Consider the following 23,045-nt stretch of genomic DNA (forward strand, 5'->3'; position numbering starts at 1 on the left):
GGCAACTGCGCGGGCTCACCGCGCCCATCATCAAGCTGCTCATCTTCGGCGTTGTCACCATCCTGATGACCGGTGTGCTCGCGGTGTCCATCGCCAATATCGGCGGCGGCAGCGGGACGCAGTACTACGCGTTGTTCACCGACGCCACCTCGCTCAACAGCGGCGACGACGTCCGCATCGGCGGGGTCAAGGTGGGGCAGGTGACCAGCATCGAGGTGGTCGACCGCGACAAGGCGAAGGTCGGATTCACCGTCAACCGGGACGGCGGGCTGCCGGCGGACAGCGTCGTGAGCCTGAAGTTCCGCAACCTCATCGGCCAGCGGTACGTCTCGGTGAGCCAGGGCGACGATCCGAGCGCGGGCAAGCTCGAGGCGGGTGAGACGATCCCCGTCGACCAGACGCACCCGGCGCTGAACCTCACGCAGCTGTTCAACGGCTTCCGGCCGTTGTTCCAGACACTGCAGCCCGACGACGTCAACAAGCTCGCGTTCTCGATCATCCAGGTCTTCCAGGGGCAGGGGCAGACGGTGGGCGACCTGGTCGCGACCACGTCGACGCTGACCAACACGATCGCGGACAAGGACGCGGTCATCGGCAAGGTCATCGACAACCTCAACGCGGTGCTCGACACGGTGAACGAGCACGCGGAGGGCCTCGACCAGATGGTCGTCAACACCCGCAACCTCGTCGCCGGGCTCGCCGCGGACAGGGACGCGATCGGCGACGCCGTCTCCTCGCTGGCCGACCTCACGGATGCGACGACCGACCTGATCGAGCCGGCGCGGCCGTCGATCCAGGGGCTGATCTCCGGGACCAACCAGCTGGCGGCCGGGCTGAACGCGCAGGAAGACGACGTGGACAAGGTCCTGCAGACGCTGCCGAAGAAATACGAGGCGCTCAACCGGACGGCGATGTACGGCTCGTGGTTCCAGTTCTATCTGTGCGGCCTCGACATCGTGATGGGCCCCGGGCACTCGGACAACCTCGACCTGTCGAGCGTGTCGAATCTGCCCGCTGTCAATCAGGCGCTGTATACGAACATGGCGCCGCGCTGCCATGCGGGAGGTGACCGGTGACCATCCGACGCAATCCGATACTGACGGGCGTCATCGGCATCCTCATGGTGGTGCTGCTGGCCGTGGCGTCGTTCTCGTTCAAGTCGCTCCCGTTCATCGGGGCCGGCCCTGTCTACCATGCCGAGTTCGCGGAGGCCGCGGGCCTCAAAGAAGGCAATGAGGTGCGCGTGGCGGGGGTCAAGGCCGGCCAGGTGACCGGCGTCGAACTCGACGGCGACAAGGTCCTCGTCGCATTCCGGGTGACCGACACGTGGGTCGGCGACCAGTCGACGGCGAGCATCCAGATCAAGACCCTGCTCGGCTCGAAGTACCTGGCGCTCGACCCGCGCGGATCGGAGCGGGCCGACCCGGACGTCACGATTCCGCTCTCCCGGACCAGTTCCCCGTACGACGTGGTCCAGGCGCTCTCGGATGCGGCGGAGAGCGTGGGCGAGATCGACAGCACCCAGCTCGCGCAGAGTATGCAGGTGCTCTCGGAGGCGTTCGCGAACACGCCCGAACACGTGCAGAGCGCGCTCGACGGGGTCACGCGGCTCTCGAAGACCATCGCCTCGCGCGATCAGGAGATCCAGCACCTCTTCGACGCGACGAAGCAGACGAGCCAGATCCTCGCCGACCGCAACCAGGAGTTCGAACAGATCCTGGCGCACTCGGCGGACCTGCTCGAGGAGTTCAACGCGCGGCGGGACGCCATCCACCGGCTCCTGGTGCGCACGCAGGACCTGTCCACCCAGCTGCGCGGCCTCGTCGCCGACAACCAGGAGCAGATCGGCCCGGCGCTGACCCAGCTGCAGCAGGTCGTGGACCTGCTGCAGAAGAACCAGGACAACATCGACAAGGCACTCGTTCAGGCGCCGGTGTTCTATCGGCTGTTCAACAACTCGCTCGGCAACGGGCGCTGGTGGGACACGATCGTCGGAAACGTGGTTCCGCCGGGGCTGCCCGACGTGCCGTCTCCGCGTGAACCGGTCCGCAAGCTCGGCGGGGGAGGGAACTGACGCATGGCTGTGCTCAATCGCGTTTCGAACAAGCTCGTCGCGCTCATCGCGGTGTTCCTGGTGCTTCTGGCGGTGGCGGGGACCGCGGTGTGGTTCGTGTTCTTCCGGGCCGAGCCCACCCGCATCACCGCGTATTTCGACCGGACCGTCGGCATCTACGCCGGGTCCAAGGTGATGGTCCTCGGCGTGGAGGTCGGCAAGGTCGATTCGGTCGACCCCGAAGGCTCGGACGTCAAGGTGGTGATGACCGTCGACGGCGATGTGGACATCCCCGCGGGGGTCACGGCCGTGCAGGTGACGCCCTCCGTGGTGCCGGACCGGTACGTGCAGTTGGCGCCGGCGTACTCAGGCGGCCCGAAGCTGCCGCAGAACGCCACTCTCGATCGCGACCACACCCGCACCCCCGTCGAGATCGACGAGATGTACAAGAGCATCCAAGAGGTGTCGGAGGCGCTGGGACCGCACGGTGCGAACAAGAACGGGGCGCTGACCGATTTCGTCAACAGCGCCGCCGCCAACCTGGACGGCAACGGCGACTCGATCAACGAGACGATCGCCAAGCTCAGCGATGCGGCACGGACGCTGTCGGATTCGCGCGGGGACATCTTCGCCACCGTCCGCAACCTGCAGACCTTCGCGAGCACCCTCGCGGAGCACGACGCGCAGGTGCGCAAGTTCAACTCGCAGATGGCGCAGTTCAACGACTTCCTGGACGGCGAACGCGGCGACATGGCCGAGTCGATCAAGCAGCTGTCCTACGCGCTCGGCGACGTGGCCCGCTTCGTCCACGACAACAAGGACCTGCTCGAGAGCAACATCAAGGGGCTGGCATCGGTCACCCAGACGGTGGCGAGCCACCGTGACGGGCTCAAGGAATCGCTCTCGCTGATGCCGCTCGCCATCGCCAACTTCATCAACGCCTACGACCCCGACTCGGGCACGATCCAGATGCGGCTGGGCTTCCCCATGCTGCAGGATCCGCTGTACGAGATCGGCTGTCAGATGCTGAACATGGGCAAGATGGGGCCGGGCATCCCCGAGTACGAGGCGCTGGAGAAGAAGATGCGGCCGGTCATGGACCAGTGCAAGGCCATCGCAGACAAGATCACCGCGGGTATCAAGACACCCACGCTGAACCTGCCGTTCGGGATCCTCAGCGGCGACAACCTGCAGCGGTCCCCGGTGCCGGGCACGGAGCCGGGCGTCGTGTCGCCGCGCTTCGAGGGGGGCAACTGATGCGGTGGCATAGGAGCGCGGGGCTCGCGTCGCAGAAGCGACCGCGCCCGGAGGCGGACGGGCGCCCGGGCAGGGGCGACCCTGGCCGTGGGCGGTTGGCGGTGGGGGCCTGTATGGCCGGCGCGGCGATGGTGCTGAGCGCCTGCGGAACGGGCGGCGTCTACAGCCTGCCGCTGCCCGGCGGTGCGGACACCGGCGAACATCCGATGACGATCACCGCGGACTTCGCGGACGTGCTGTCGCTGGTGCCGCAGTCGGCGGTCAAAGTCGGCGGCATCGCCGTCGGCCAGGTCAAGACGATCGAACTCGCCCCGGACGGCTGGTCCGCGCGGTTGACGCTGGAGATCCAGGGAGACCTCGGCCTGCCGGCCAACACGGTCGCCCGGATCGAACAGACCAACCTGCTGGGCGAGAAGTTCGTGGCCCTGAGCCCGCCGACCACCGTCGCCCCGACGGGCACGCTCGAGGACGGGGCGCAGATCCCGCTGCAGCGGACCGGCCGCAGCGTGCAGATCGAAGAGGTCCTCGGTGCGCTGTCGCTGCTGCTCAACGGCGGCGGCGTGGCGCAGGTCCAGCCGATCGTCGAGGAGATGAACAAGGCGATCGGCGGTCGCGAGTCGCAGACCCGGGACCTGCTCGGCCAGTTCACCGACCTGGTCGCGGGCGTCAACGATCAGCGGGAGTCGATCAGCGAAGCGCTCGACAGCCTGCAGACGCTCACGGGCACGGTCAGCAACCAGCGCGAGCAGATCCAGGCCATCCTGGAGGAACTTCCGGAGGGGGTCCGGATCCTCAGTGAGCAGCGCCCCGACTTCGTCGCGCTGCTCAATCAGCTCGACCGCCTGGGCAAGGCCGGCACCGACGTCATCACGACGACGCGCGAGGACGTGCTGCGCGACCTGCGCGCGATGCGGCCGACGATCCAGGCGCTGGCCGACAACGTCCCGTCGCTGGTGGGTGCTCTGCCCATCCTGCCGACCTTCCCGATTCCCGACGAGATCCTGCAGGGGATCCAGGGCGGCTACGCGAACGTGTGGGTGTCGGCGGATCTGCGCATCGGCGAGACGCTCGCAAACCTCGGCGTGGGACGCCCGGATCCCCGGTACGTCAAGCCGTACGGGGCGCACCAGGTGCCCGTCGATCTGAGCAACCCGTGGATCAACGGGAACGGTCCGCGGCGCGGCTGGCCCACGGTCACGCTGCTGCCGTTGGCGGACACCGCCCCGCCGTTCCAGCGCAACCCCGCGAGCCTGCCGCTCGGCGTCGTCGACAACGCGGCGGAGGCGGTGCGGAAGGGAACACAGGCGGTGCAGGACGGGTTGGACCGCGCAGCCGACGCGCTGCCGCAGATCGGCCAGGTCGCCACCCCGCCCCCGGATGAGCAGGCGGGTGCGGGCGGTCCGGCAGACGGCCAGGGAGGTGGCGACTGATGCTGTCCCGACTGATGAAAGTGCAACTGGTCGCGTTCCTCGTCATCGCCGTGCTGGGCATCGTCTACGTCGGCGGCAAGTACGCGCGCCTGGACGACCTCGTCGGCGTCGGCCGGTACACCGTGCACATGAACCTCAACCACTTCGGCGGGATCTTCCCCAATGCGGAGGTCTCCTACCGCGGGGTCCCCGTGGGCCGGGTCGGCGAGATGAGGCTGACGCCGGACGGGCTCCAGGTGGACCTGGAGCTCGAGAACGGCGGTCCCAAGATCCCGGAATCCACGCACGTCGTCGTGGCCAACCGTTCGGCCATCGGCGAGCAGTACGTGGACTTCCAACCGGTGAGCGACGCCGGGCCGTACCTCGACGGCGGGGACACCATCCCCGCGGACCACACCTCCACGCCGATCCCCATCGAGGATCTGTTCCAGTCCGTGTCGGGACTCATGGATTCCGTCCCGGTGGACGCGCTCAGGACGACCTTCACCGAATTGGGCAAGGCGTTCAACGGGCGCGGAGAAGACCTGCGCTCGCTGGTGCAGTCGGTGAACGCGTTCACCGACGAGGCGTCGAAGAACCTGCCGCAGACCCTGGACCTGATCACGGACAGCGTCACCGTGCTGGGCACGCAGGCGGACCAGTCCTCGGCGATCCAGTCCTACAGCGCCGATCTGGACCGCATCACCCGGCAGCTCAAGTCGAGCGACCCGGACGTGCGGCGCCTCATCGGCACGGCCAAGGATGCCAGCGACGAGGTCGGGGACTTCGTGGGCAGAAGCGGCGACGACATCGCCTCGCTGCTCGCGGGCGCCAACGTGATCAGCGGCGTCGCCGACGACGTGTGGGAAGGACTGCGCGTCCTGCTGGCCGCGTTGCCGGCGCTGGGCGCGGCGTCGCCCACCGTCGCCCCCGGCGACGACACGATCCACATGGGCGTCGTGCTGGAGACCAACAATCCGGTCGCGTGCACGCGCGGCTACGAGGGCACACAGAAGATTCTCGCCGAGATGAAGGCGAAGAACCCCGACTTCGACGACACCACGGACGATTTCCCGGTGAACCTCGACGCCTCGTGCGACGTGCCGCTCGGCAACCCCACGGGCGTGCGGAGCTCGGACCGGATCAAGTACGCGGATCCGACCACGGTGCAGCCGTGGGACGACAAGCCCAAGCAGGATCCGGACAAGCTCTATCTGCGACCGATCGCATCGCAGGTGGCGGCGCTGCTGGGCGTGACGCCGCGCTGAGGATCGGCGCGACGTCACCCCACGGCGGGTCGGCGCGCGGCCGCGGCCGCGTGCCGGCGATCCGGTACGGGCGCTGCGCGGTTGCGGCACGTAGCCTGCAGGGGTGCCCGGGGCCGAGGGCCGGGGCGCGGCAGGCTGGCCCGCGTCGCGCCGCCTCGCGTGGCCCGGGCGTGTGCGCCGGGCCGTCCGGGAGGACCCGGAGTAGTCGAAACACCAGATTGGATGACTGTGACCGAAGCTGCGTCCTCGACGGACGGCGGAAAGCGCTCGCGCGACAAGGGCCTGATCGTGACCGTCGCATTGTGTTCAGCCGCGCTCGTGGCGGCGGTGGTGATGGCGACGCTGTGGACGGTCGCCGCGGTGCAATCCGGTTCGTCGGAGAACACCGTCGCCGCCGACCGCAACGCGGCGCAAGAGGCGGCCGGCAGGGCCGCCGTGGCCCTGACGACGGTGTCGATGGACGACATCGACAAGAGTCTCGACGGGATGTACGACGTCACCACCGGCGAGCTCGCGCAGCAGTTCGCCCCCGGCACGGCCAGGGACGACCTGGCGGCGGCGCTCAAGGAGACCGGCGTGTCGATGCGGACGGATCTCAACTCGGCGGTGCTGACGTCCTTCGACGATGACAAGGACACCGCCTCGGCGCTCGCATTCGTCGTGCGCACGCAGACGCTCACCGACGGCCAGGAGCGGGTGCTGCGGCAGGGGATCGGCATGACGCTGACCAAGCAGGACGGCGCGTGGAAGGTGTCGGACTTCGACACGCGGTTCGCCGGGGTGGGAGACGCGAGCGGCGAGAACACGGGGGCCGGGGACGTGCCCGCGCAACCGGCTCCCGGCGATCCTGGCGCGCCCGCACCCGCACCCGCGCCCGGCGGGGACGACACGGGAGGCACGGGCGGCGGCCCGGCGCAGGGATCCGATCAGCAGAACCCGGCAGGGTCGTGAGGAGGCTTTCGATGAGGTTCGGCAAGAAGCCCGGCGACCCGTCGGCGGACGCGGTGCAGCAGTCGGATGCCGCGGAGTCGTCGGACACGACGAAGACGGACAGTGCACAGACGGACAGTGCACAGACGGACAGTGCACAGACGGACAGTGCACAGACGGACAGTGCGAAGTCGGATGCTGCGAAGTCGGTCGACGACGAGCAGAAGTCCGGGGATGCGCAGGAGACCGGGGAGGCGGAGACCGCTGCCGTTGCGGCGGACGACGGTGCGCAGCCGGAGCGGTCGAAGGGCGGGGCGCCGAAGCGCACGCGCCGCACGCGGCTCGCGATGATCACCGCAGCGGCGGGCGCTGTCGTGTTCACCCTGGCCGCGGCGCTGTCGGGGTGGCAGTGGGCCGAGCACAACGGGCCCTATCCGGCGGATGCCAGTACGGCGTTCGTCGACCAGTCCGCCACGGCGCAGGCCGCGCAGGCCGCGCGCGACATCGTGCAGGGGGTCTTCTCGTACTCGTACCAGGACCTCGACGCCTACCAGGATTCGCTCGCGAAGTTCCTCAACAAGGACATGCTGGCGAGCTATCAGAAGACGGCCGATCAGAACGTCCAGATCATCACCCAGGCGAAGACCACGATCAAGGCCACCGTCGGCGAGGGGAACGTCGGGATCGAGAAGCTCGACGGCGACGAAGCGACGGCGGTGGTGATCATGGAGCGTTCCGGGACCAACGGCGACTCCCAGCAGATCTCGGACGCCGCCCCGCTCCGTGTGCAGATGGAGAAGATCAACGGCCAGTGGAAGGCCAAGGACATGCGCCTGCTCTGAGGACCGGGCCAGGCCGGCGGAGGCGAAACGCCGGGCCGAGTCTTGACGTGGCGGCGTGGACCGGTCACCCTGATCCGGGAACAGAAGGCCGTATCCTCCCGCCGGTGCCGAATCCGGCGCGGGGCCCGGTGGCGGATGCCCGTCGCGTCTCCTCGGACGCGACGGGTCCGGTGGTCGTGAGCGGATTCGACATCGCCGCGGGATTGCGCTACCGTTGGACGTTGCGCTGGCTGCCTCCTGTCCACTTGCCGCTTCCGGCGGGTCCTGGCGCCTGGTCCTCTTGCGGAACTGCAGTGCGGAAACGCGGTGCGGGCCCTGTGAGTACGGATCAGGCCGCTGGTCACCTGAAGGTGCGGAATTGTCGGGAGTGCATCCGGCAGAATCCGCAGAACAGGTACAGCGGCGGCCGCCCGATTCGAGGGTGGCGCGCGTGAGGTGCTGGAAGGACGCATCTTGGCAGTCTCCCGCCAGACCAGGAAAGAATCGACGATTCCCGGGGCCCCCAGGAGGATCTCGTTCGCAAAGATCCAAGAGCCGATCGAGGTGCCCGGGCTCCTGGACATCCAGACGGATTCATTCGAGTGGCTGATCGGTTCGGGGGCATGGCGCGACCGTGTCACCGCCCGTGGTGACACGCAGAGGCAGGGCGGGCTCGAGGAGATTCTCACGGAGCTCTCGCCCATCGAGGACTTCGCGGGTACCATGTCGCTTTCCTTCAGTGAACCGCACTTCGAGGACGTCAAGGCCTCCATCGAGGAGTGCAAAGAGAAGGACATCACCTACGCGGCCCCGTTGTTCGTGACCGCCGAGTTCATCAACAACGAGACCGGCGAGATCAAGAGTCAGACGGTCTTCATGGGCGATTTCCCGATGATGACCGACAGGGGCACGTTCATCATCAACGGCACCGAGCGCGTCGTCGTGTCGCAGTTGGTGCGCAGCCCCGGCGTGTACTTCGACGAGTCGATCGACAAGTCCACCGAGAAGGAACTGCACAGCGTCAAGGTGATCCCGGGCCGCGGCGCGTGGCTCGAGTTCGACGTGGACAAGCGCGACACCGTGGGCGTCCGCATCGACCGCAAGCGTCGCCAGCCGGTGACCGTGCTGCTCAAGGCGCTCGGCTGGACGAGCGAGATGATCACCGAGCGGTTCGGCTTCTCGGAGATCATGATGTCCACGCTGGAGAAGGACGCCACCGGCGGTGTCGACGAGGCGCTGCTGGACATCTATCGCAAGCTGCGCCCGGGCGAGCCGCCCACGAAGGAGAGCGCGCAAGCGCTGCTGGAGAACCTGTTCTTCAAGGAGAAGCGCTACGACCTGGCCCGCGTCGGCCGCTACAAGATCAACAAGAAGCTGGGCCTGAACACCGCCGGTGCTGACGACCCGCTGGTGCTCACCGAGTCGGACATCGTCACGGCGGTGGAGTACCTCGTGCGTCTGCACGCCGGCGAGACCTCCATGGTCTCCCCCGACGGCGTCGAGGTGCCGGTCGAGGTGGACGACATCGACCACTTCGGAAACCGTCGCCTGCGCACGGTCGGCGAATTGATCCAGAACCAGATCCGCGTGGGCCTGTCCCGCATGGAGCGGGTGGTGCGCGAACGCATGACCACCCAGGACGTCGAGGCGATCACGCCGCAGACGCTGATCAACATCCGTCCGGTCGTCGCGGCGATCAAGGAGTTCTTCGGCACCTCCCAGCTGTCGCAGTTCATGGATCAGAACAACCCGCTGTCGGGTCTGACCCACAAGCGACGGCTCTCTGCGCTGGGCCCGGGCGGCCTGTCGCGTGAACGCGCCAGCCTCGAGGTGCGCGACGTCCACCCGTCGCACTACGGCCGCATGTGCCCGATCGAGACGCCGGAGGGTCCGAACATCGGCCTCATCGGCTCGCTTTCGGTGTACGCGCGGGTCAACCCGTTCGGGTTCATCGAGACGCCGTACCGCAGGGTCGACAACGGCGTGATGACCGACCAGGTCGACTACCTCACCGCGGACGAAGAGGACCGGCACGTCGTCGCCCAGGCGAACTCGACCACCGACGCGGACGGCAACTTCACCGATGAACGCGTCCTGGTCCGCAAGCGGGGCGGCGAGGTCGAGTACGTCAGCCCGATGGAGATCGACTACGTCGACGTTTCGCCGCGCCAGATGGTCTCGGCCGCGACGGCCATGATCCCGTTCCTCGAGCACGACGACGCGAACCGCGCGCTGATGGGCGCGAACATGCAGCGTCAGGCCGTGCCGCTGGTGCGCAACGAGGCGCCGCTGGTGGGCACCGGCATGGAGCTGCGTGCGGCCGTGGACGCCGGCGACGTCATCGTCGCGGCCAAGGCGGGCGTGGTCGAGGAGGTCTCGGCCGACTACATCACCGTCATGGCGGACGACGGCAGCCGCGCCACCCACCGGCTCGAGAAGTTCGAGCGTTCCAACCAGGGCACGTGCGCCAACCAGCGTCCCGTCGTGGACGAGGGCATGCGCGTGGAGGCCGGCCAGGTCCTCGCGGACGGTCCGTGCACGGATACGGGCGAGATGGCGCTGGGCAAGAACCTGCTCGTGGCGATCATGCCGTGGGAGGGCCACAACTACGAGGACGCGATCATCCTCTCCCAGCGGATCGTCGAGGAGGATGTCCTCACCTCGATCCACATCGAGGAGTACGAGATCGACGCGCGTGACACCAAGCTCGGCGCGGAGGAGATCACCCGGGACATCCCCAACGTCTCCGACGAGGTCCTGGCGGACCTCGACGAGCGCGGCATCATCCGGATCGGCGCCGAGGTGCGCGACGGCGACGTGCTTGTCGGTAAGGTCACGCCGAAGGGCGAGACCGAGCTGACTCCGGAGGAGCGTCTGCTGCGGGCGATCTTCGGTGAGAAGGCGCGCGAGGTCCGCGACACCTCGCTGAAGGTGCCGCACGGCGAGTCCGGCAAGGTCATCGGTGTCCGCGTCGTATCGCGCGACGATGATGACGAGCTGGCCCCCGGCGTCAACGAGCTCGTGCGCGTGTACGTGGCGCAGAAGCGCAAGATCCAGGACGGCGACAAGCTGGCCGGCCGGCACGGCAACAAGGGCGTCATCGGCAAGATCCTCCCGCAGGAGGACATGCCGTTCCTGCCGGACGGCACGCCGATCGACATCATCCTCAATACGCACGGCGTGCCGCGGCGTATGAACATCGGCCAGATCATGGAGACCCACCTGGGCTGGATCGCCAAGACGGGCTGGAAGGTCGAAGGCGACCCCGAGTGGGCCGAGCGGCTTCCGGAGGAGATGTACGAGGCGGGTCCGGACACGATCACCGCCACCCCCGTGTTCGACGGCGCGGAGCCGGCCGAGATCGAGGGCATGCTCGGGTGCACGCTCAAGAACCGCGACGGCGAGCGCATGGTGGGCCCGGACGGCAAGGCGACCCTGTTCGACGGGCGCTCCGGCGAGCCGTTCCCGTACCCGGTGGCCGTGGGCTACATGTACATCATCAAGCTGCACCACCTGGTGGACGACAAGATCCACGCCCGTTCCACGGGGCCGTACTCGATGATCACGCAGCAGCCGCTCGGCGGTAAGGCGCAGTTCGGCGGCCAGCGCTTCGGCGAGATGGAGTGCTGGGCGATGCAGGCCTACGGCGCCGCCTACACGCTGCAGGAGCTGCTGACGATCAAGTCGGACGACGTGGTGGGCCGCGTGAAGGTGTACGAGGCCATCGTCAAGGGTGAGAACATCCCGGAGCCCGGCATCCCCGAGTCGTTCAAGGTCCTGCTCAAGGAGCTGCAGTCGCTGTGCTTGAACGTCGAGGTGCTCGCCTCCGACGGCATGGCGATCGAAATGGGCAGTTCCGACGACGAGGACCTCGAGCGGGCCGCGGCGAACCTGGGCATCAACCTGTCCAAGAACGAATCGGCCACGGTGGACGACCTGGTGAACTAGGTGCCCGCCTCCCGGCCGGAGTCGCTCCGGCCGGGGGAGGGCGCAACGGATACTCAACTTTTTTGGCAGTCAGGACCCCGACCGCACGGTATACGGGTCCATATCCCGCAAGCGGGGAAAGGAAGTTACGTGCTCGACGTCAACTTCTTCGACGAACTCCGGATCGGTCTCGCCACCGCCGAGGACATCCGCAACTGGTCCTTCGGCGAGGTCAAGAAGCCGGAGACCATCAACTACCGCACGCTCAAGCCCGAGAAGGACGGCCTGTTCTGCGAGAAGATCTTCGGCCCCACCCGGGACTGGGAGTGCTACTGCGGTAAGTACAAGCGCGTCCGCTTCAAGGGCATCATCTGCGAGCGCTGCGGCGTGGAGGTCACGCGCGCCAAGGTGCGTCGCGAGCGCATGGGGCACATCGAGCTCGCCGCGCCGGTCACCCACATCTGGTACTTCAAGGGCGTGCCGAGCCGCCTCGGGTACCTGCTGGATCTGGCGCCGAAGGACCTCGAGAAGATCATCTACTTCGCGGCGTACGTGATCACGGCCGTCGACGACGAGCTGCGCCACAACGAGCTGTCGACGCTCGAGGCGGAGATGACGGTGGACCGCAAGGCCGTCGAGGACCAGCGCGACGCCGACCTCGAGGAGCGCGCCCAGAAGCTGGAAGCCGACCTGGCCGAGCTCGAGGCCGAGGGCGCCAAGGCCGACGCGCGGCGCAAGGTCAAGGACGCGGGCGAGCGCGAGATGCGGCACATCCGCGAGCGTGCGCAGCGCGAGCTGGACCGTCTCGAGGAGATCTGGACGACGTTCACCAAGCTGGCGCCGAAGGACCTCATCGTCGACGAGAGCCTGTACCGGGAGCTCGAGGACCGCTTCGGCGAGTACTTCGAGGGCACGATGGGCGCCGAGGCGATTCAGAAGCTCGTCGAGGCGTTCGACATCGAGGCCGAGGCCGAGAACCTGCGCGAGACCATCCGCTCCGGCAAGGGGCAGAAGAAGCTGCGCGCGCTCAAGCGACTCAAGGTCGTCGCCGCGTTCCAGAGCTCGGGCAACGACCCGGCCGGCATGGTCCTCAACGCCGTGCCGGTGATCCCGCCGGAGCTGCGCCCGATGGTGCAGCTCGACGGCGGCCGGTTCGCCACCAGCGACCTCAACGACCTGTACCGCCGGGTGATCAACCGGAACAACCGTCTCAAGAGGCTGATCGACCTCGGCGCGCCCGAGATCATCGTCAACAACGAGAAGCGGATGCTCCAGGAGTCGGTGGACGCGCTGTTCGACAACGGCCGGCGCGGCCGCCCCGTCACCGGCCCGGGCAACCGCCCGCTCAAGTCGCTGTCGGACCTGCTCAAGGGCAAGCAGGGCCGGTTCCGTCAGAACCTGCTGGGCAAGCGCGTCGACTACTCGGGCCGCTCCGTGATCGTCGTGGGCCCGCAGCTCAAGCTGCACCAGTGCGGTCTGCCGAAGCTCATGGCGCTCGAGCTGTTCAAGCCGTTCGTCATGAAGCGTCTGGTCGACCTCAACCACGCGCAGAACATCAAGTCGGCCAAGCGGATGGTCGAGCGTCAGCGCCCGCAGGTGTGGGACGTGCTCGAAGAGGTCATCAACGAGCACCCGGTCATGCTCAACCGCGCACCGACGCTGCACCGCCTCGGCATCCAGGCCTTCGAGCCGCAGCTGGTCGAGGGCAAAGCCATCCAGCTGCACCCGCTGGTGTGCGAGGCGTTCAACGCCGACTTCGACGGCGACCAGATGGCCGTGCACGTGCCGCTGTCGTCGGAGGCGCAGGCCGAGGCGCGCATCCTGATGCTGTCGAGCAACAACATCCTGTCGCCGGCGTCCGGCCGCCCCCTGGCCATGCCGCGCCTCGACATGGTGACCGGTCTGTACCACCTGACCCGCGAGGTGGAGGACGCCCTGGGCGCCTACACCCCGTCGGCGACGGACCAGGCGGCGACGGGCGTGTACTCGACGCCCGCCGAGGCGATCATGGCCGTCGACCTGGGCGACCTGGCGATGCAGGCGCGCATCCGCGTGCGCCTGAGCCGTCAGCGCCCCCCGGCGGAGACCGAGGCCGAGCAGTTCCCGGACGGCTGGGCCCCCGGCGACGCCTGGATGGCCGAGACGACTCTGGGCCGCGTGCTGTTCAATGAGCTGCTCCCGGTGGACTACCCGTTCATCGACGAGGTCATGCCGAAAAAGCGCCAGGCCGCGATCATCAACGACCTCGCGGAGCGGTACCCGATGATCACCGTCGCCCAGACGGTGGACAAGCTCAAGGACACCGGCTTCTACTGGGCGACTCGCTCGGGCGTCACCGTGGCCATGTCCGACGTGCTCGTGCCGCCGCAGAAGACCGAGATCCTCGAGGCGTACGAGAAGCGCGCCGACCAGACCGAGAAGCTGTACCAGCGTGGCGCGGTCGGCGAGTCGGAGCGCAACAGCGAGCTGGTGAAGATCTGGTCGGAGGCCACCGAAGAGGTCGCCAAGTCGATGGAGGCCAACTACCCCGACGACAACCCGATCCCGATGATCGTGAAGTCGGGCGCGGCGGGCAACATGACGCAGGTGCGTTCGCTGTCGGGCATGAAGGGGCTGGTGACCAACCCCAAGGGTGAGTTCATCCCGCGCCCCATCAAGTCCTCGTTCCGCGAGGGACTGACCGTGCTCGAGTACTTCATCAACACGCACGGCGCCCGCAAGGGCCTGGCGGACACGGCGCTGCGCACGGCCGACTCGGGCTACCTGACCCGCCGTCTGGTCGACGTCTCGCAGGACGTCATCGTGCGCGAGGTCGATTGTGCGACGCCGCGCGGCATCACGATCGCCATCGCCGAGCCCGAGCTGGACGCGGCCGGTGAGCCCACGGGCAACCTGGTCCGCGACGCGCACGTGGAGACGTCCGCGTTCGCCCGCACCCTGGCCTCCGACGCCCTCGACGCCGAGGGCAACGTGGTCGTGGCGAAGGACAGCGACCTGGGCGATCCGGCGATCGAGAAGCTGCTCGCCGCCGGCGTCACCAAGGTGAAGGTCCGCTCGGTGCTGACCTGCGCCACCGGAACGGGTGTGTGCGCCAAGTGCTACGGCCGTTCGATGGCCACCGGACAGCTGGTGGACATCGGCGAGGCCGTGGGCATCGTGGCGGCGCAGTCGATCGGTGAGCCGGGCACGCAGCTGACCATGCGCACCTTCCACCAGGGTGGCGCCGGTGGCGACGACATCACCGGCGGTCTGCCGCGCGTGCAGGAGCTCTTCGAGGCGCGCGTGCCCAAGGGCAAGGCGCCGATCTCCGAGCAGTCGGGCCGGGTGCGCATCGAGGACGACGACCGCTTCTACACGATCACCGTCACGCCCGACGACGGCGGCGAGGAAGTGGTCTACGACAAGCTGTCCAAGCGTCAGCGCCTGGCCAAGCACCGTCCCGAGGGCGAGCAGTACGAGCGGGTCCTGCAGGACGGAGACCACGTGGAGGTGGGCCAGCAGCTGCTCGAGGGCGCTGCCGACCCGCACGAGGTGCTGCGCATCATGGGCCCCCGCGACGTCCAGGTCCACCTCGTCAACGAGGTGCAGGAGGTCTACCGGGCCCAGGGCGTGTCGATCCACGACAAGCACATCGAGGTCATCGTGCGGCAGATGCTGCGCCGCGTGACGATCATCGATTCCGGTGCCACGGAGTTCCTGCCCGGCTCGCTGGTCGAGCGCGCCGACTTCGACGCGGCCAACAAGCGGGCCGTGCAGGAGGGGCAGGAGCCGTCCGCCGGGCGCCCGGTGCTCATGGGCATCACCAAGGCGTCGCTGGCCACCGACTCGTGGCTGTCCGCGGCCTCGTTCCAGGAGACCACGCGCGTGCTGACCGATGCGGCGATCAACCGCCGCAGCGACAGCCTCGTGGGCCTCAAGGAGAACGTGATCATCGGCAAGTTGATCCCGGCCGGCACCGGCATCAACCGGTACCGGAACATCCAGGTGCAGCCGACGGAGGAGGCGCGCGCCGCCGCATACGCGGTGCCCGCCTACGACGACGCCTTCTACGGCCCGGACGGCGGCTTCGGCAGCGCCACCGGTGCCGCGGTGCCACTGGACGACTTCCCGTTCTCCGGCGACTACCGCTAGCAGGCCCCGCCTCCGGCAGGACAACGGACACGGCCCCCGGATCCGCACTGGATCCGGGGGCCGTGGTCTGTCCGGCGACGGCCATGCCGTGCCGCGGTGTGATCAGGGCGTGAAGACGGCGGTGATGACGCCGTACGGGTCGGAGGAACCGCGGAGCACGTCGGGGAGCGCGGACCACGCCGCGTCGGTGGCGATCGCGATGCACGCGCCTGTGGGCATGCCGGCGCGGACCTCGTCGGCGAGGCGCCCGGACGGCGCGAGGGTCAGCGCGGTCCGGGGCAGCTCGGGGAAGTGGCCGACGACCACGAGGGTGTCCACGTCGTCGCCCACTGGTGCAATGGCGTCGAGGACGTCGTCGACGCCGGCGTCGTACAGCGCGGGCTCGACAATGCATGCGATCGCCGCTTCGTCCCAGCCGGCGGCGGTGGCCACGGCCTGGAGCGTTTCGCGCGTGCGCACCGCGGTGGAGCACAACGCGGCGCCGACTTGCCATCCGTGCGCGGCGATCCATTCGCCGGCGGCCTCGGCCTGCGCAGCGCCGTGCTCGGTCAGCGGGCGGTCGTGGTCGGGTGCGCCGGCGGCCGGAGCGGCCTGACCGTGACGGATGAGAATCAGAGTGCGTGACATGCCTGCGACGGTAGCGGGGGACCGACGGCCGCCACGACCGTCAGGGGTGTGATCGGGGGCTCCCGCCCGGTCCGCTGTGATCCGTTCCCCAATGCTTGCAATGGTGAAGTAATCGCATCAGCGGTAGTATTTCGCTGTGGATGTTGCACCGGAAGAAGACCTCGCCGATGTGTTCGACACGCTCATCGGGATTCTCCACAGGGGATGCGATGCGGACGTGCTCGACGTGTTCGTCAGCATGGATCTGACCCTCACGCAGGTGCGCGTGGTGTTCATGCTGGCTATGCACGGCAGTGAACTGCCGATCAATGTGGTCGCCGAACGACTCAACGTCTCGGTTGCGACGGCGGGCCGCACCGTCGACCGCCTCGTGACGCTCGGCATGGTGGATCGCCGCGAAGACCCGGACGACCGTCGCAGCAAACTCGTCTCGCTCACTGCGGAAGGCGTCCGGCTGGCGGACACGCAGCGCGAGGGAATGCGTGAGCGGATCCGAACGTTCTCCCGTGCGTTGCCCGCCGACGTCGCGGACGGACTGAGAGAGGCTGTCGCGGCCGCCATCGCCGCCACCCCAGAACATCTCCGTGCAGGTGCCGCCTGCTCGCCCGACCAAGTCAGGACTTGCTCATGACATCAGAAATCACCCCGGGCACGGCCGCGCCGCCCGGCGACGCCGCGGCGGGCACGACCGCCCTGGACGCGCGGCTGCTCAAGGTGGCCGGCGTCGTGGTCCTCGGCGCGATCATGGCGACCTTGGACATGACTATCGTCAACGTCGCCATCCCCACCTTCCAGGACGCCTTCCACGCGAGCTATGCCAACGTCGCGTGGGCGGTCACCGCCTACACCCTGTCGCTGGCCACGGTCATCCCGCTCACCGGGTGGGCCGCGGACCGCTTCGGGACAAAACGCCTCTACCTCACGGCGCTGGCGCTGTTCGTCATCGGCTCGGTCGCCTGCAGCACGGCCTGGTCGCTGGAGGCGCTGATCGGCTTCCGCGTGCTGCAGGGCCTGGGCGGCGGCATGCTCATGCCGCTGAGCATGACGATCCTGACCCGGGCGGCGGGGCCGCATCGCATCGGCCGCATGATGGCGCTGCTGGGCGTGCCGATGCTGCTGGGCCCGATCTGCGGCCCGATCCTCGGCGGCTGGCTGATCGACTCGGTCTCCTGGCACTGGATCTTCCTGGTGAACGTGCCGGTCGGCGCGCTGGCGATCCTCGCAGCGTTCTTCGTCCTGCCGTCCGACGAGACGCATCCGGGCGAGAAGTTCGACTTCCTCGGGATGCTGCTGCTCTCGCCCGGGCTCGCCCTGTTCCTCTTCGGTGTCTCCTCGATCCCGGACGAGGGGACGGTGGCGGCGGCGCGGGTGCTCGGCCCCGGCATCGTCGGCCTAGTGCTGATGGTGCTGTTCGTTCTGCACGCGCTGCGCAAGACGAACGCGCTCATCGACCTGTCGCTGTTCAAGGACCGGAACCTGACGGTCTCCGTGATCACGCTGATACTGTTCGTGATCGCCTTCATGGGCACGATGATGCTGCTCCCCAGCTACTTCATGCAGGTGCGCGGGGAGTCGACGTTGATGGCGGGCCTGTTGGTGGCACCCCAGGGTCTCGGCGCGATGATGTCGATGCCCATCGGGGGCAAGCTGATCGACAAGATCGGCCCCAAGTTCGTTGTGCTTCCGGGCATCTCGCTGATCGTCGTCGGGCTGGGGCTGTTCACTCAGGTGGGTACCGACACTTCCCTCTGGTACACCAGCGGCTCGTTGTTCATCATGGGTATCGGGATGGGCTTCACGATGATGCCGCTGATGACGTCCGCACTGGCGACGCTGACGGAGCACAAGGTGGCACGGGGTTCGACGCTGATGAACATCGTCCAGCAGACGGGCGCGTCGATCGGTGCGGCGACGATGTCGGTGATCCTCACCAACCAGATGACGAGCCACGGCGTCGACGCGGCGGCGATGCAGAGCGCCGGGGCGACGGGCGGTGGCCCGGTGCCGGCGGACATGGCGGCGAAGATCCAGGAACTGCTCACCGGCGCGGCCGACGCGTTCAGCGACACCTTCGTCGTGAGCGTCGTCATCGTGGCGTGCACGCTGATTCCGGCACTGTTCCTGTCGCGGCAGAAGGTCGCGCCATCGGAGCAGGCGGGCGCGGCGCCGTCCGCCGTCGCCGGCACGGACGACGAGCGCGAGCTGATCGCAAAGTGACGCGGGGAGGTCCTGACGCCGCGTCTGCTCGGCGCCGTCCCGAAAAGCCCGCGCTGCAGGGTGCAGGAGCCAGCACGTAGTCGTCTCCTCCAGGCGGCGAGGCCCCACCCGGCACCGGGTGGGGCCTCGCCGCGTCTGCATCCCTGCACTCGCCGTTCGATCACCCCCGAAGCGGGGTGATCGAACGGCGAGTGCGTCGCGTCCGGTGTGCGCCGATCTCCGATTTTCGCCGCAAGGCGACGCGCACAACGCATTGACCTGCATCGCACTGAATGCGTTGAAGGCACTCTGCTCGCCACACGCCGTGCTGCGCGAGGAAGTGGAACGCGATCGGTGCGTGAATGCGTGCGACTCTTGCTATGGTGCTGTTCCAGTACGGCTGTCAAGGTGGCGGGTCGGCTGAATTCGTCGTGTGCGCAGCCCCGGCGGGGCCGCGCGAACATGGGAGTTCTGCATGTCCGGTGCCCGGCGGTGGGTCATGGGCATAGCCCGTATTGCGGACAGAAGAACGGTTTAAAACTCATGAAGACCAAGCAATTGTGGGTGCGAGGGCTGCGGTCGGCGGTGGCCTCCGCGGGCGTACTCGCGCTGGTGGGCGCGGCGGGTGCCGCCGGCGCGGGCATGGCGACCGCGGCGCCAGGTGACTCGTTCACGGCGCCACTGTGTGAAGGCACCGATTTCACCCCGCTGCCCGAGCAGATCACCCTCACCGGCGAGCGCCTCGAGAACTACAACAACGGGTACGTGGTGCCGCTCTACGGCAACAAGCCGGACGACCCGCTGACCGTTCAGTACGCCCCGCTCTGCGGCGTACGCAACGTGGACGGCACGCCGATTGCCGAGTGGATGTACTGCACCGACGCAGCCAAGAGCACGTGCGGCGGGGTTGCGCCGGAGGGCTGGCGGGATCCGTCGACCCGGACTGATCCGCTCGACCCGAGCAGCGCGGAACTCGTCGAGGAAGGAACGCCGCTCAACGACTGGGGTTCGCCCGTCGGGCCGAACGAGTCACTGTCCGGCAATCCAAAGCTCAGCGGCGATCAGGAGAAGCTCATCGCTTATCTCCTGCAGCACCCGATTCCGTGGGAGGGCGGCGCAACCACCGACAACACCTCCATGGCGAACCGGAACGCGCTGCAGGACGCGGTGTGGTGCATCTCCGACTACGACACTGCAGGCAATACCGCGGTCTGCGACCAGTACCTCTCGCAGGATATGCAGGCTGAGATCCTCGCCGGTCTTCCGGACGACGCCGCGGCGGTGCTGGAGCTCGAGCGCGCCGTGCCTGCGCCCGGCGACGAGATCGGCGTGGGTGAGACCGCGCGGTTCACGCTCACGACGAACATCTACGACACGCCCTTGACACTCAACCTGCCGGACGGCGCGACCGTCGAGGTGTGCGAGGGCGCCGCGACGATCGCGGGCGACGCGATCACGGTGGAGGGCACCGGTGATGCTTCTACTTCCGTCACGCTGTGCGTCACGTCGGACGCGGAGATGACGGCAGATCTGGCGGTGGGCGCGACGCTCCCGTCGGTGAAGAACATCCAGTGGAACCAGGCCACGCCGATCAGCGATCCGCCTGCCGGCTGGGAGGAGCGTTGGGATTGCCAGGTGTTCGCCACCTTCGACACCCAGAAGCCGACCCTGCGTGATGACGCGTCCGTGACGTTCGTCGAGGATGAAGAAGCGGGCGGCACCGGCTCGCTCGGCTCCCTGGGCTCGCTCGGCAGCACGGGCGGCAGCCTCGCCGGCTCTCTGGGCAGCGCGGCGCTCGGTTCTCTGGGCAGCCTGGGCGACACCGGCTCCGGTAGCACCGGTGAGTTCGGTTCGACGGGTGACACAGGTTCGGGGAGCAATGGCGAGACGGGCTCCGGTTCGCTGGGCAGCCTCGGTGATCTCGGCTCCACTGGCGACACCGGCTCGGGGAGCAACGGTGAAGGCGGTACGGGTTCGGCCGGCGACATCGTCACCGGCTCCCTCGGCAGCCTCGGTGCGGGAAGTGCCGCAGTAGGAAGCCTGGGCTCCAGCGGTTCCACCGCCGGCAGCCTCGGCGCCGGCAGTGCCGTGGCCGGGTCGCTGGGCAGCCTTGCGGCCGGCGGCGCGCTGGGTAGCGAGGGGGGCTCCCTCGGCTCGGAACAGCCCGAACAGCCCGGTCAGCCTGAGACCCCGGAACAGCCCGGTCAGCCGGAAACGCCCGAGCAGCCTGGCACGCCCGGGAACGGTGGTGAGACCAACGGCGGCGGATCCGGCGCCGGGCAGGGCGACACCACCGGTCAGCAGGCGGAGCGCCCGCATGCCATCAACGGTGGTAGCGCGGGTGTCGGGTTCAATGCCGAGACCGGCGTGGGTCTGGCCGTGGCGCTGCTGGTGCTCGGCGGAGCCGGAGCATTCGTGGCGATGGGCCGCATGCGCCGATAGTGTGAGTTGATGTCGGCGGCGGGGCCCGGTCCGGTGCGATCGCACCGGACCGGGCCCCGCGCGTGGTGTACCCGGCCGTCGTGTCCGTGGGGCGACGCGGTGCAGCGGACGCCGCACGGCGGTGAAGAATCGGAGTGTGGATGATGCGGGGTGGCCCTCGGGGGCGGCGCGGCGGCCGGCTGTGGTCGGCGCTTCTGCTCGTGGCCGCGGTGGTCGTGCTGGCTGCCGGCGGCCTGATGCTCACGGGCGCGATCGGCTCCGGGTCGGGAGAATCGCCGCGCCCGCCACAGGCGAGCGGGCAGGCGCCGACCGTCGGGTCCGCCTCGTCGGCTCCACCGCAGCCGGGGCCGGCGGGCGACGATGCGATACGTGACGCGTCGCCGGGCGCGATGGCGCCGCGCACGCTGCGGCTCGGGCGGATCGGGATCACCGCGCCCATCGGCGTGGCGACGGTGCCGGGCGGCGTGCTGACTCCGCCGGACGACGTCTCCACCGTCGGCATCTGGACCGGCGGGGCCGCGCTGGGCGACGACGACGGCACCACGCTGCTCGCCGGTCACGTCAATCTGATGGGCCAGGGGCCGGGCGCGCTGTTCGACCTGGCCCGCATGCGCCCCGGGGACATCATCTACACCTCGGACAACGCCGGTGCGACCACCGAGTGGCGGGTGACGGCCGTGACCGAACGGCCCAAGACGGACGGCGTGGAGCCGAGCGTGTTCGACGGTCCGGAGGGCCCGCGTCGCCTGGCCGTCGTCACCTGCGGTGGCGAGCTGACCTACGCCGGCGGCGTGGGCGACTACACGGACAACGTCTACCTGTATGCCGAACCCGTGCGCTGATACCCTCGCCGGGTGAAGCGAAGTGTCTGGGGAGGGGCGCTCGCGGTCACTGTCGGGGTGACCGTGGCGGCGTGCGGCGGGCAGGGGGGACCGGCCGATGGTGCGCGTGCGGCGGAACCGTCGGAATCGGCATCGCCTGCACCCTCTGCCGGCGTGCCCGCGGAGCCCGGCCCGGCGTTGGGAATGTGCGGTTCCGTCACCGACGCCGAGTTGGCCGCGACCACGGAGATCACCTTGCCGCTGACGGCGGTGCGCGACACTGTCGGCTGCCAATGGGATGTCGGGCTGGTCGATCTGGGATCGCACGTGAGCTTCACCTGGTACCGGGGCAGCCCCATCGGCCGTGAACGCGCAATCGACGGCGCGGTAGGACGTGTCGTGCAGGACGTGACAGTCGCCGGACAGCCCGGCTTCTCCTCGCAGGCCGATTCGTCGCTGTGCGAGGTGGGGGTCCAGTACGGTGCGGACTTCTTCCTCTGGTCGGTCTCCTACGGGGTGGACGAGCCCAGTCCGCCGACGGGAGGCGTGTGCGACGTGGCGATGACGTTGGCGACGATGACGGCGGAGCGTGCCGGATGATCGCGCATCTCCGGCCACTGCGCACCCTGCGTGCGCAGCGTGCGGCGCGCCGGCGGGGCGTGCTCGCGGCGCTCGCCGCCTGCCTGTTCGCGGCGGGGTGCACGCAGGCGATCCCGGGTGAGGCGACGGTGGCCCGTGCGGGCACGGGCCCCGCCGGCGAAGAGTACGTCAACCTGCTGAGGGAATGCACCGTGGTCCCGATGGAGGCGATCGCCGAGGCGGTGGGTGTGCTGAACGTGTACTCCACCTTTTCGGGCGCAGTATGCCGATGGTCATCGCTCGACGGGGATACCGACGTTCAGCTGAACTGGTTCGAAAGCGGCACGGTGGACCGGGAGAAGGCGGTGGCGGAGCGGCTCGGCTATGCGGTGGAGACGGTGCGCATCTCCGGGGCGTCGGCCTACGTCATGCGACCGCCCGATGATCCCGCGTCCTGCGGTGCGGTGGCGCGCGCGGGCGACGCCGGCGTGGTCGGCTGGTGGGTGCACGGGGCGCGGGTGGACCCCTGCGCTGCGGCGCGCACGCTGGTGGAACTGAGTATCAACCGCGCACTGTGACGCCCC

The 23,045-nt window shown here is 68.7% G+C and carries 16 protein-coding genes; 15 read left to right on the forward strand and 1 reads right to left on the reverse strand.

The window, feature by feature from the left end; genetic code table 11:
• Positions 1-5 precede the first annotated feature (5 nt).
• The 9 genes from H4F70_RS04105 to H4F70_RS04145 all read left to right on the forward strand — a co-directional run bounded on the left by H4F70_RS04105 (position 6) and on the right by H4F70_RS04145 (position 15,796).
• Positions 6-1,076, forward strand: a complete 1,071-nt coding sequence (locus H4F70_RS04105) for an MCE family protein (protein WP_182360166.1) — start codon at positions 6-8, stop codon at positions 1,074-1,076.
• Positions 1,073-2,074, forward strand: coding sequence for an MCE family protein (locus H4F70_RS04110; protein WP_182349365.1), 1,002 nt, complete (start codon positions 1,073-1,075; stop codon positions 2,072-2,074). Before H4F70_RS04105 ends, H4F70_RS04110 begins: the two co-directional genes overlap by 4 nt.
• A gap of 3 nt (positions 2,075-2,077) precedes the next feature.
• Positions 2,078-3,310, forward strand: coding sequence for an MCE family protein (locus tag H4F70_RS04115; RefSeq protein WP_182359123.1), 1,233 nt, complete (start codon positions 2,078-2,080; stop codon positions 3,308-3,310).
• 113 nt (positions 3,311-3,423) lie between these two features.
• The gene (locus tag H4F70_RS04120) at positions 3,424-4,740 is read left to right on the forward strand and encodes an MCE family protein (protein ID WP_182359124.1); all 1,317 of its coding nucleotides are present in this window, start codon (positions 3,424-3,426) and stop codon (positions 4,738-4,740) included.
• Complete coding sequence (locus H4F70_RS04125; protein WP_182359125.1) at positions 4,740-5,987, forward strand: MCE family protein; 1,248 nt, start codon at positions 4,740-4,742, stop codon at positions 5,985-5,987. Before H4F70_RS04120 ends, H4F70_RS04125 begins: the two co-directional genes overlap by 1 nt.
• 222 nt (positions 5,988-6,209) lie before the next feature.
• Positions 6,210-6,938 carry a hypothetical protein gene (locus H4F70_RS04130; RefSeq protein ID WP_182359126.1) on the forward strand — a complete coding sequence of 243 codons (729 nt, stop codon included), beginning with the start codon at positions 6,210-6,212 and terminating at the stop codon, positions 6,936-6,938.
• A gap of 11 nt (positions 6,939-6,949) precedes the next feature.
• The gene (locus H4F70_RS04135; protein ID WP_182359127.1) at positions 6,950-7,759 is read left to right on the forward strand and encodes a hypothetical protein; all 810 of its coding nucleotides are present in this window, start codon (positions 6,950-6,952) and stop codon (positions 7,757-7,759) included.
• Between the two features lie 435 nt (positions 7,760-8,194).
• Positions 8,195-11,686 carry a DNA-directed RNA polymerase subunit beta gene (gene rpoB, locus H4F70_RS04140; RefSeq protein ID WP_182359128.1) on the forward strand — a complete coding sequence of 1,164 codons (3,492 nt, stop codon included), beginning with the start codon at positions 8,195-8,197 and terminating at the stop codon, positions 11,684-11,686.
• Between the two features lie 129 nt (positions 11,687-11,815).
• Positions 11,816-15,796, forward strand: coding sequence for a DNA-directed RNA polymerase subunit beta' (locus tag H4F70_RS04145; protein WP_182359129.1), 3,981 nt, complete (start codon positions 11,816-11,818; stop codon positions 15,794-15,796).
• Between the two features lie 102 nt (positions 15,797-15,898).
• Here H4F70_RS04145 and H4F70_RS04150 read toward each other — a convergent pair whose 3' ends face one another.
• Positions 15,899-16,423 carry a SixA phosphatase family protein gene (locus tag H4F70_RS04150; protein ID WP_182359130.1) on the reverse strand — a complete coding sequence of 175 codons (525 nt, stop codon included), beginning with the start codon at positions 16,421-16,423 and terminating at the stop codon, positions 15,899-15,901.
• A gap of 136 nt (positions 16,424-16,559) precedes the next feature.
• On the opposite strand from H4F70_RS04150, the gene H4F70_RS04155 reads away from it, so the two are divergent.
• The 6 genes from H4F70_RS04155 to H4F70_RS04180 all read left to right on the forward strand — a co-directional run bounded on the left by H4F70_RS04155 (position 16,560) and on the right by H4F70_RS04180 (position 23,039).
• Positions 16,560-17,054 (forward strand): MarR family winged helix-turn-helix transcriptional regulator, encoded by a 495-nt coding sequence (locus H4F70_RS04155; protein ID WP_182359131.1) that lies wholly within the window; start codon positions 16,560-16,562, stop codon positions 17,052-17,054.
• Positions 17,051-18,640 carry a DHA2 family efflux MFS transporter permease subunit gene (locus tag H4F70_RS04160; RefSeq protein WP_182359132.1) on the forward strand — a complete coding sequence of 530 codons (1,590 nt, stop codon included), beginning with the start codon at positions 17,051-17,053 and terminating at the stop codon, positions 18,638-18,640. Before H4F70_RS04155 ends, H4F70_RS04160 begins: the two co-directional genes overlap by 4 nt.
• Before the next feature lie 522 nt (positions 18,641-19,162).
• The gene (locus H4F70_RS04165) at positions 19,163-21,061 is read left to right on the forward strand and encodes a dermokine domain-containing protein (RefSeq protein WP_182359133.1); all 1,899 of its coding nucleotides are present in this window, start codon (positions 19,163-19,165) and stop codon (positions 21,059-21,061) included.
• 140 nt (positions 21,062-21,201) lie between these two features.
• Positions 21,202-21,903 (forward strand): class F sortase, encoded by a 702-nt coding sequence (locus H4F70_RS04170; protein ID WP_235681332.1) that lies wholly within the window; start codon positions 21,202-21,204, stop codon positions 21,901-21,903.
• A 63-nt stretch (positions 21,904-21,966) separates the two neighbouring features.
• Entirely contained in the window at positions 21,967-22,482 is a 516-nt protein-coding gene (locus H4F70_RS04175; protein WP_235681488.1) for a DUF3558 domain-containing protein, read from the forward strand.
• A complete protein-coding gene (locus tag H4F70_RS04180; RefSeq protein WP_182359135.1) occupies positions 22,479-23,039 on the forward strand; it encodes a DUF3558 domain-containing protein in 561 nt (186 codons plus the stop codon). The genes H4F70_RS04175 and H4F70_RS04180 overlap by 4 nt, the downstream gene beginning before the upstream one ends.
• Positions 23,040-23,045: the final 6 nt, after the last annotated feature.

The sequence above is a fragment of the Tomitella gaofuii genome, assembly GCF_014126825.1.
GTDB classification, from domain to species: domain Bacteria; phylum Actinomycetota; class Actinomycetes; order Mycobacteriales; family Mycobacteriaceae; genus Tomitella; species Tomitella gaofuii.

Excerpts from the sequence above, each read along its gene's own strand:
- H4F70_RS04170 (WP_235681332.1), top strand. The coding sequence starts at position 21,202 with ATGATGCGGGGTGGCCCTCGGGGGCGGCGCGGCGGCCGGCTGTGGTCG.
- H4F70_RS04130 (WP_182359126.1), top strand. The coding sequence starts at position 6,210 with ATGACTGTGACCGAAGCTGCGTCCTCGACGGACGGCGGAAAGCGCTCG.
- H4F70_RS04165 (WP_182359133.1), top strand. The coding sequence starts at position 19,163 with ATGAAGACCAAGCAATTGTGGGTGCGAGGGCTGCGGTCGGCGGTGGCC.
- H4F70_RS04125 (WP_182359125.1), top strand. The coding sequence starts at position 4,740 with ATGCTGTCCCGACTGATGAAAGTGCAACTGGTCGCGTTCCTCGTCATC.
- H4F70_RS04135 (WP_182359127.1), top strand. The coding sequence starts at position 6,950 with ATGAGGTTCGGCAAGAAGCCCGGCGACCCGTCGGCGGACGCGGTGCAG.
- H4F70_RS04115 (WP_182359123.1), top strand. The coding sequence starts at position 2,078 with ATGGCTGTGCTCAATCGCGTTTCGAACAAGCTCGTCGCGCTCATCGCG.
- H4F70_RS04150 (WP_182359130.1), bottom strand. The coding sequence starts at position 16,423 with ATGTCACGCACTCTGATTCTCATCCGTCACGGTCAGGCCGCTCCGGCC.
- H4F70_RS04120 (WP_182359124.1), top strand. The coding sequence starts at position 3,424 with ATGGCCGGCGCGGCGATGGTGCTGAGCGCCTGCGGAACGGGCGGCGTC.
- H4F70_RS04180 (WP_182359135.1), top strand. The coding sequence starts at position 22,479 with ATGATCGCGCATCTCCGGCCACTGCGCACCCTGCGTGCGCAGCGTGCG.
- H4F70_RS04160 (WP_182359132.1), top strand. The coding sequence starts at position 17,051 with ATGACATCAGAAATCACCCCGGGCACGGCCGCGCCGCCCGGCGACGCC.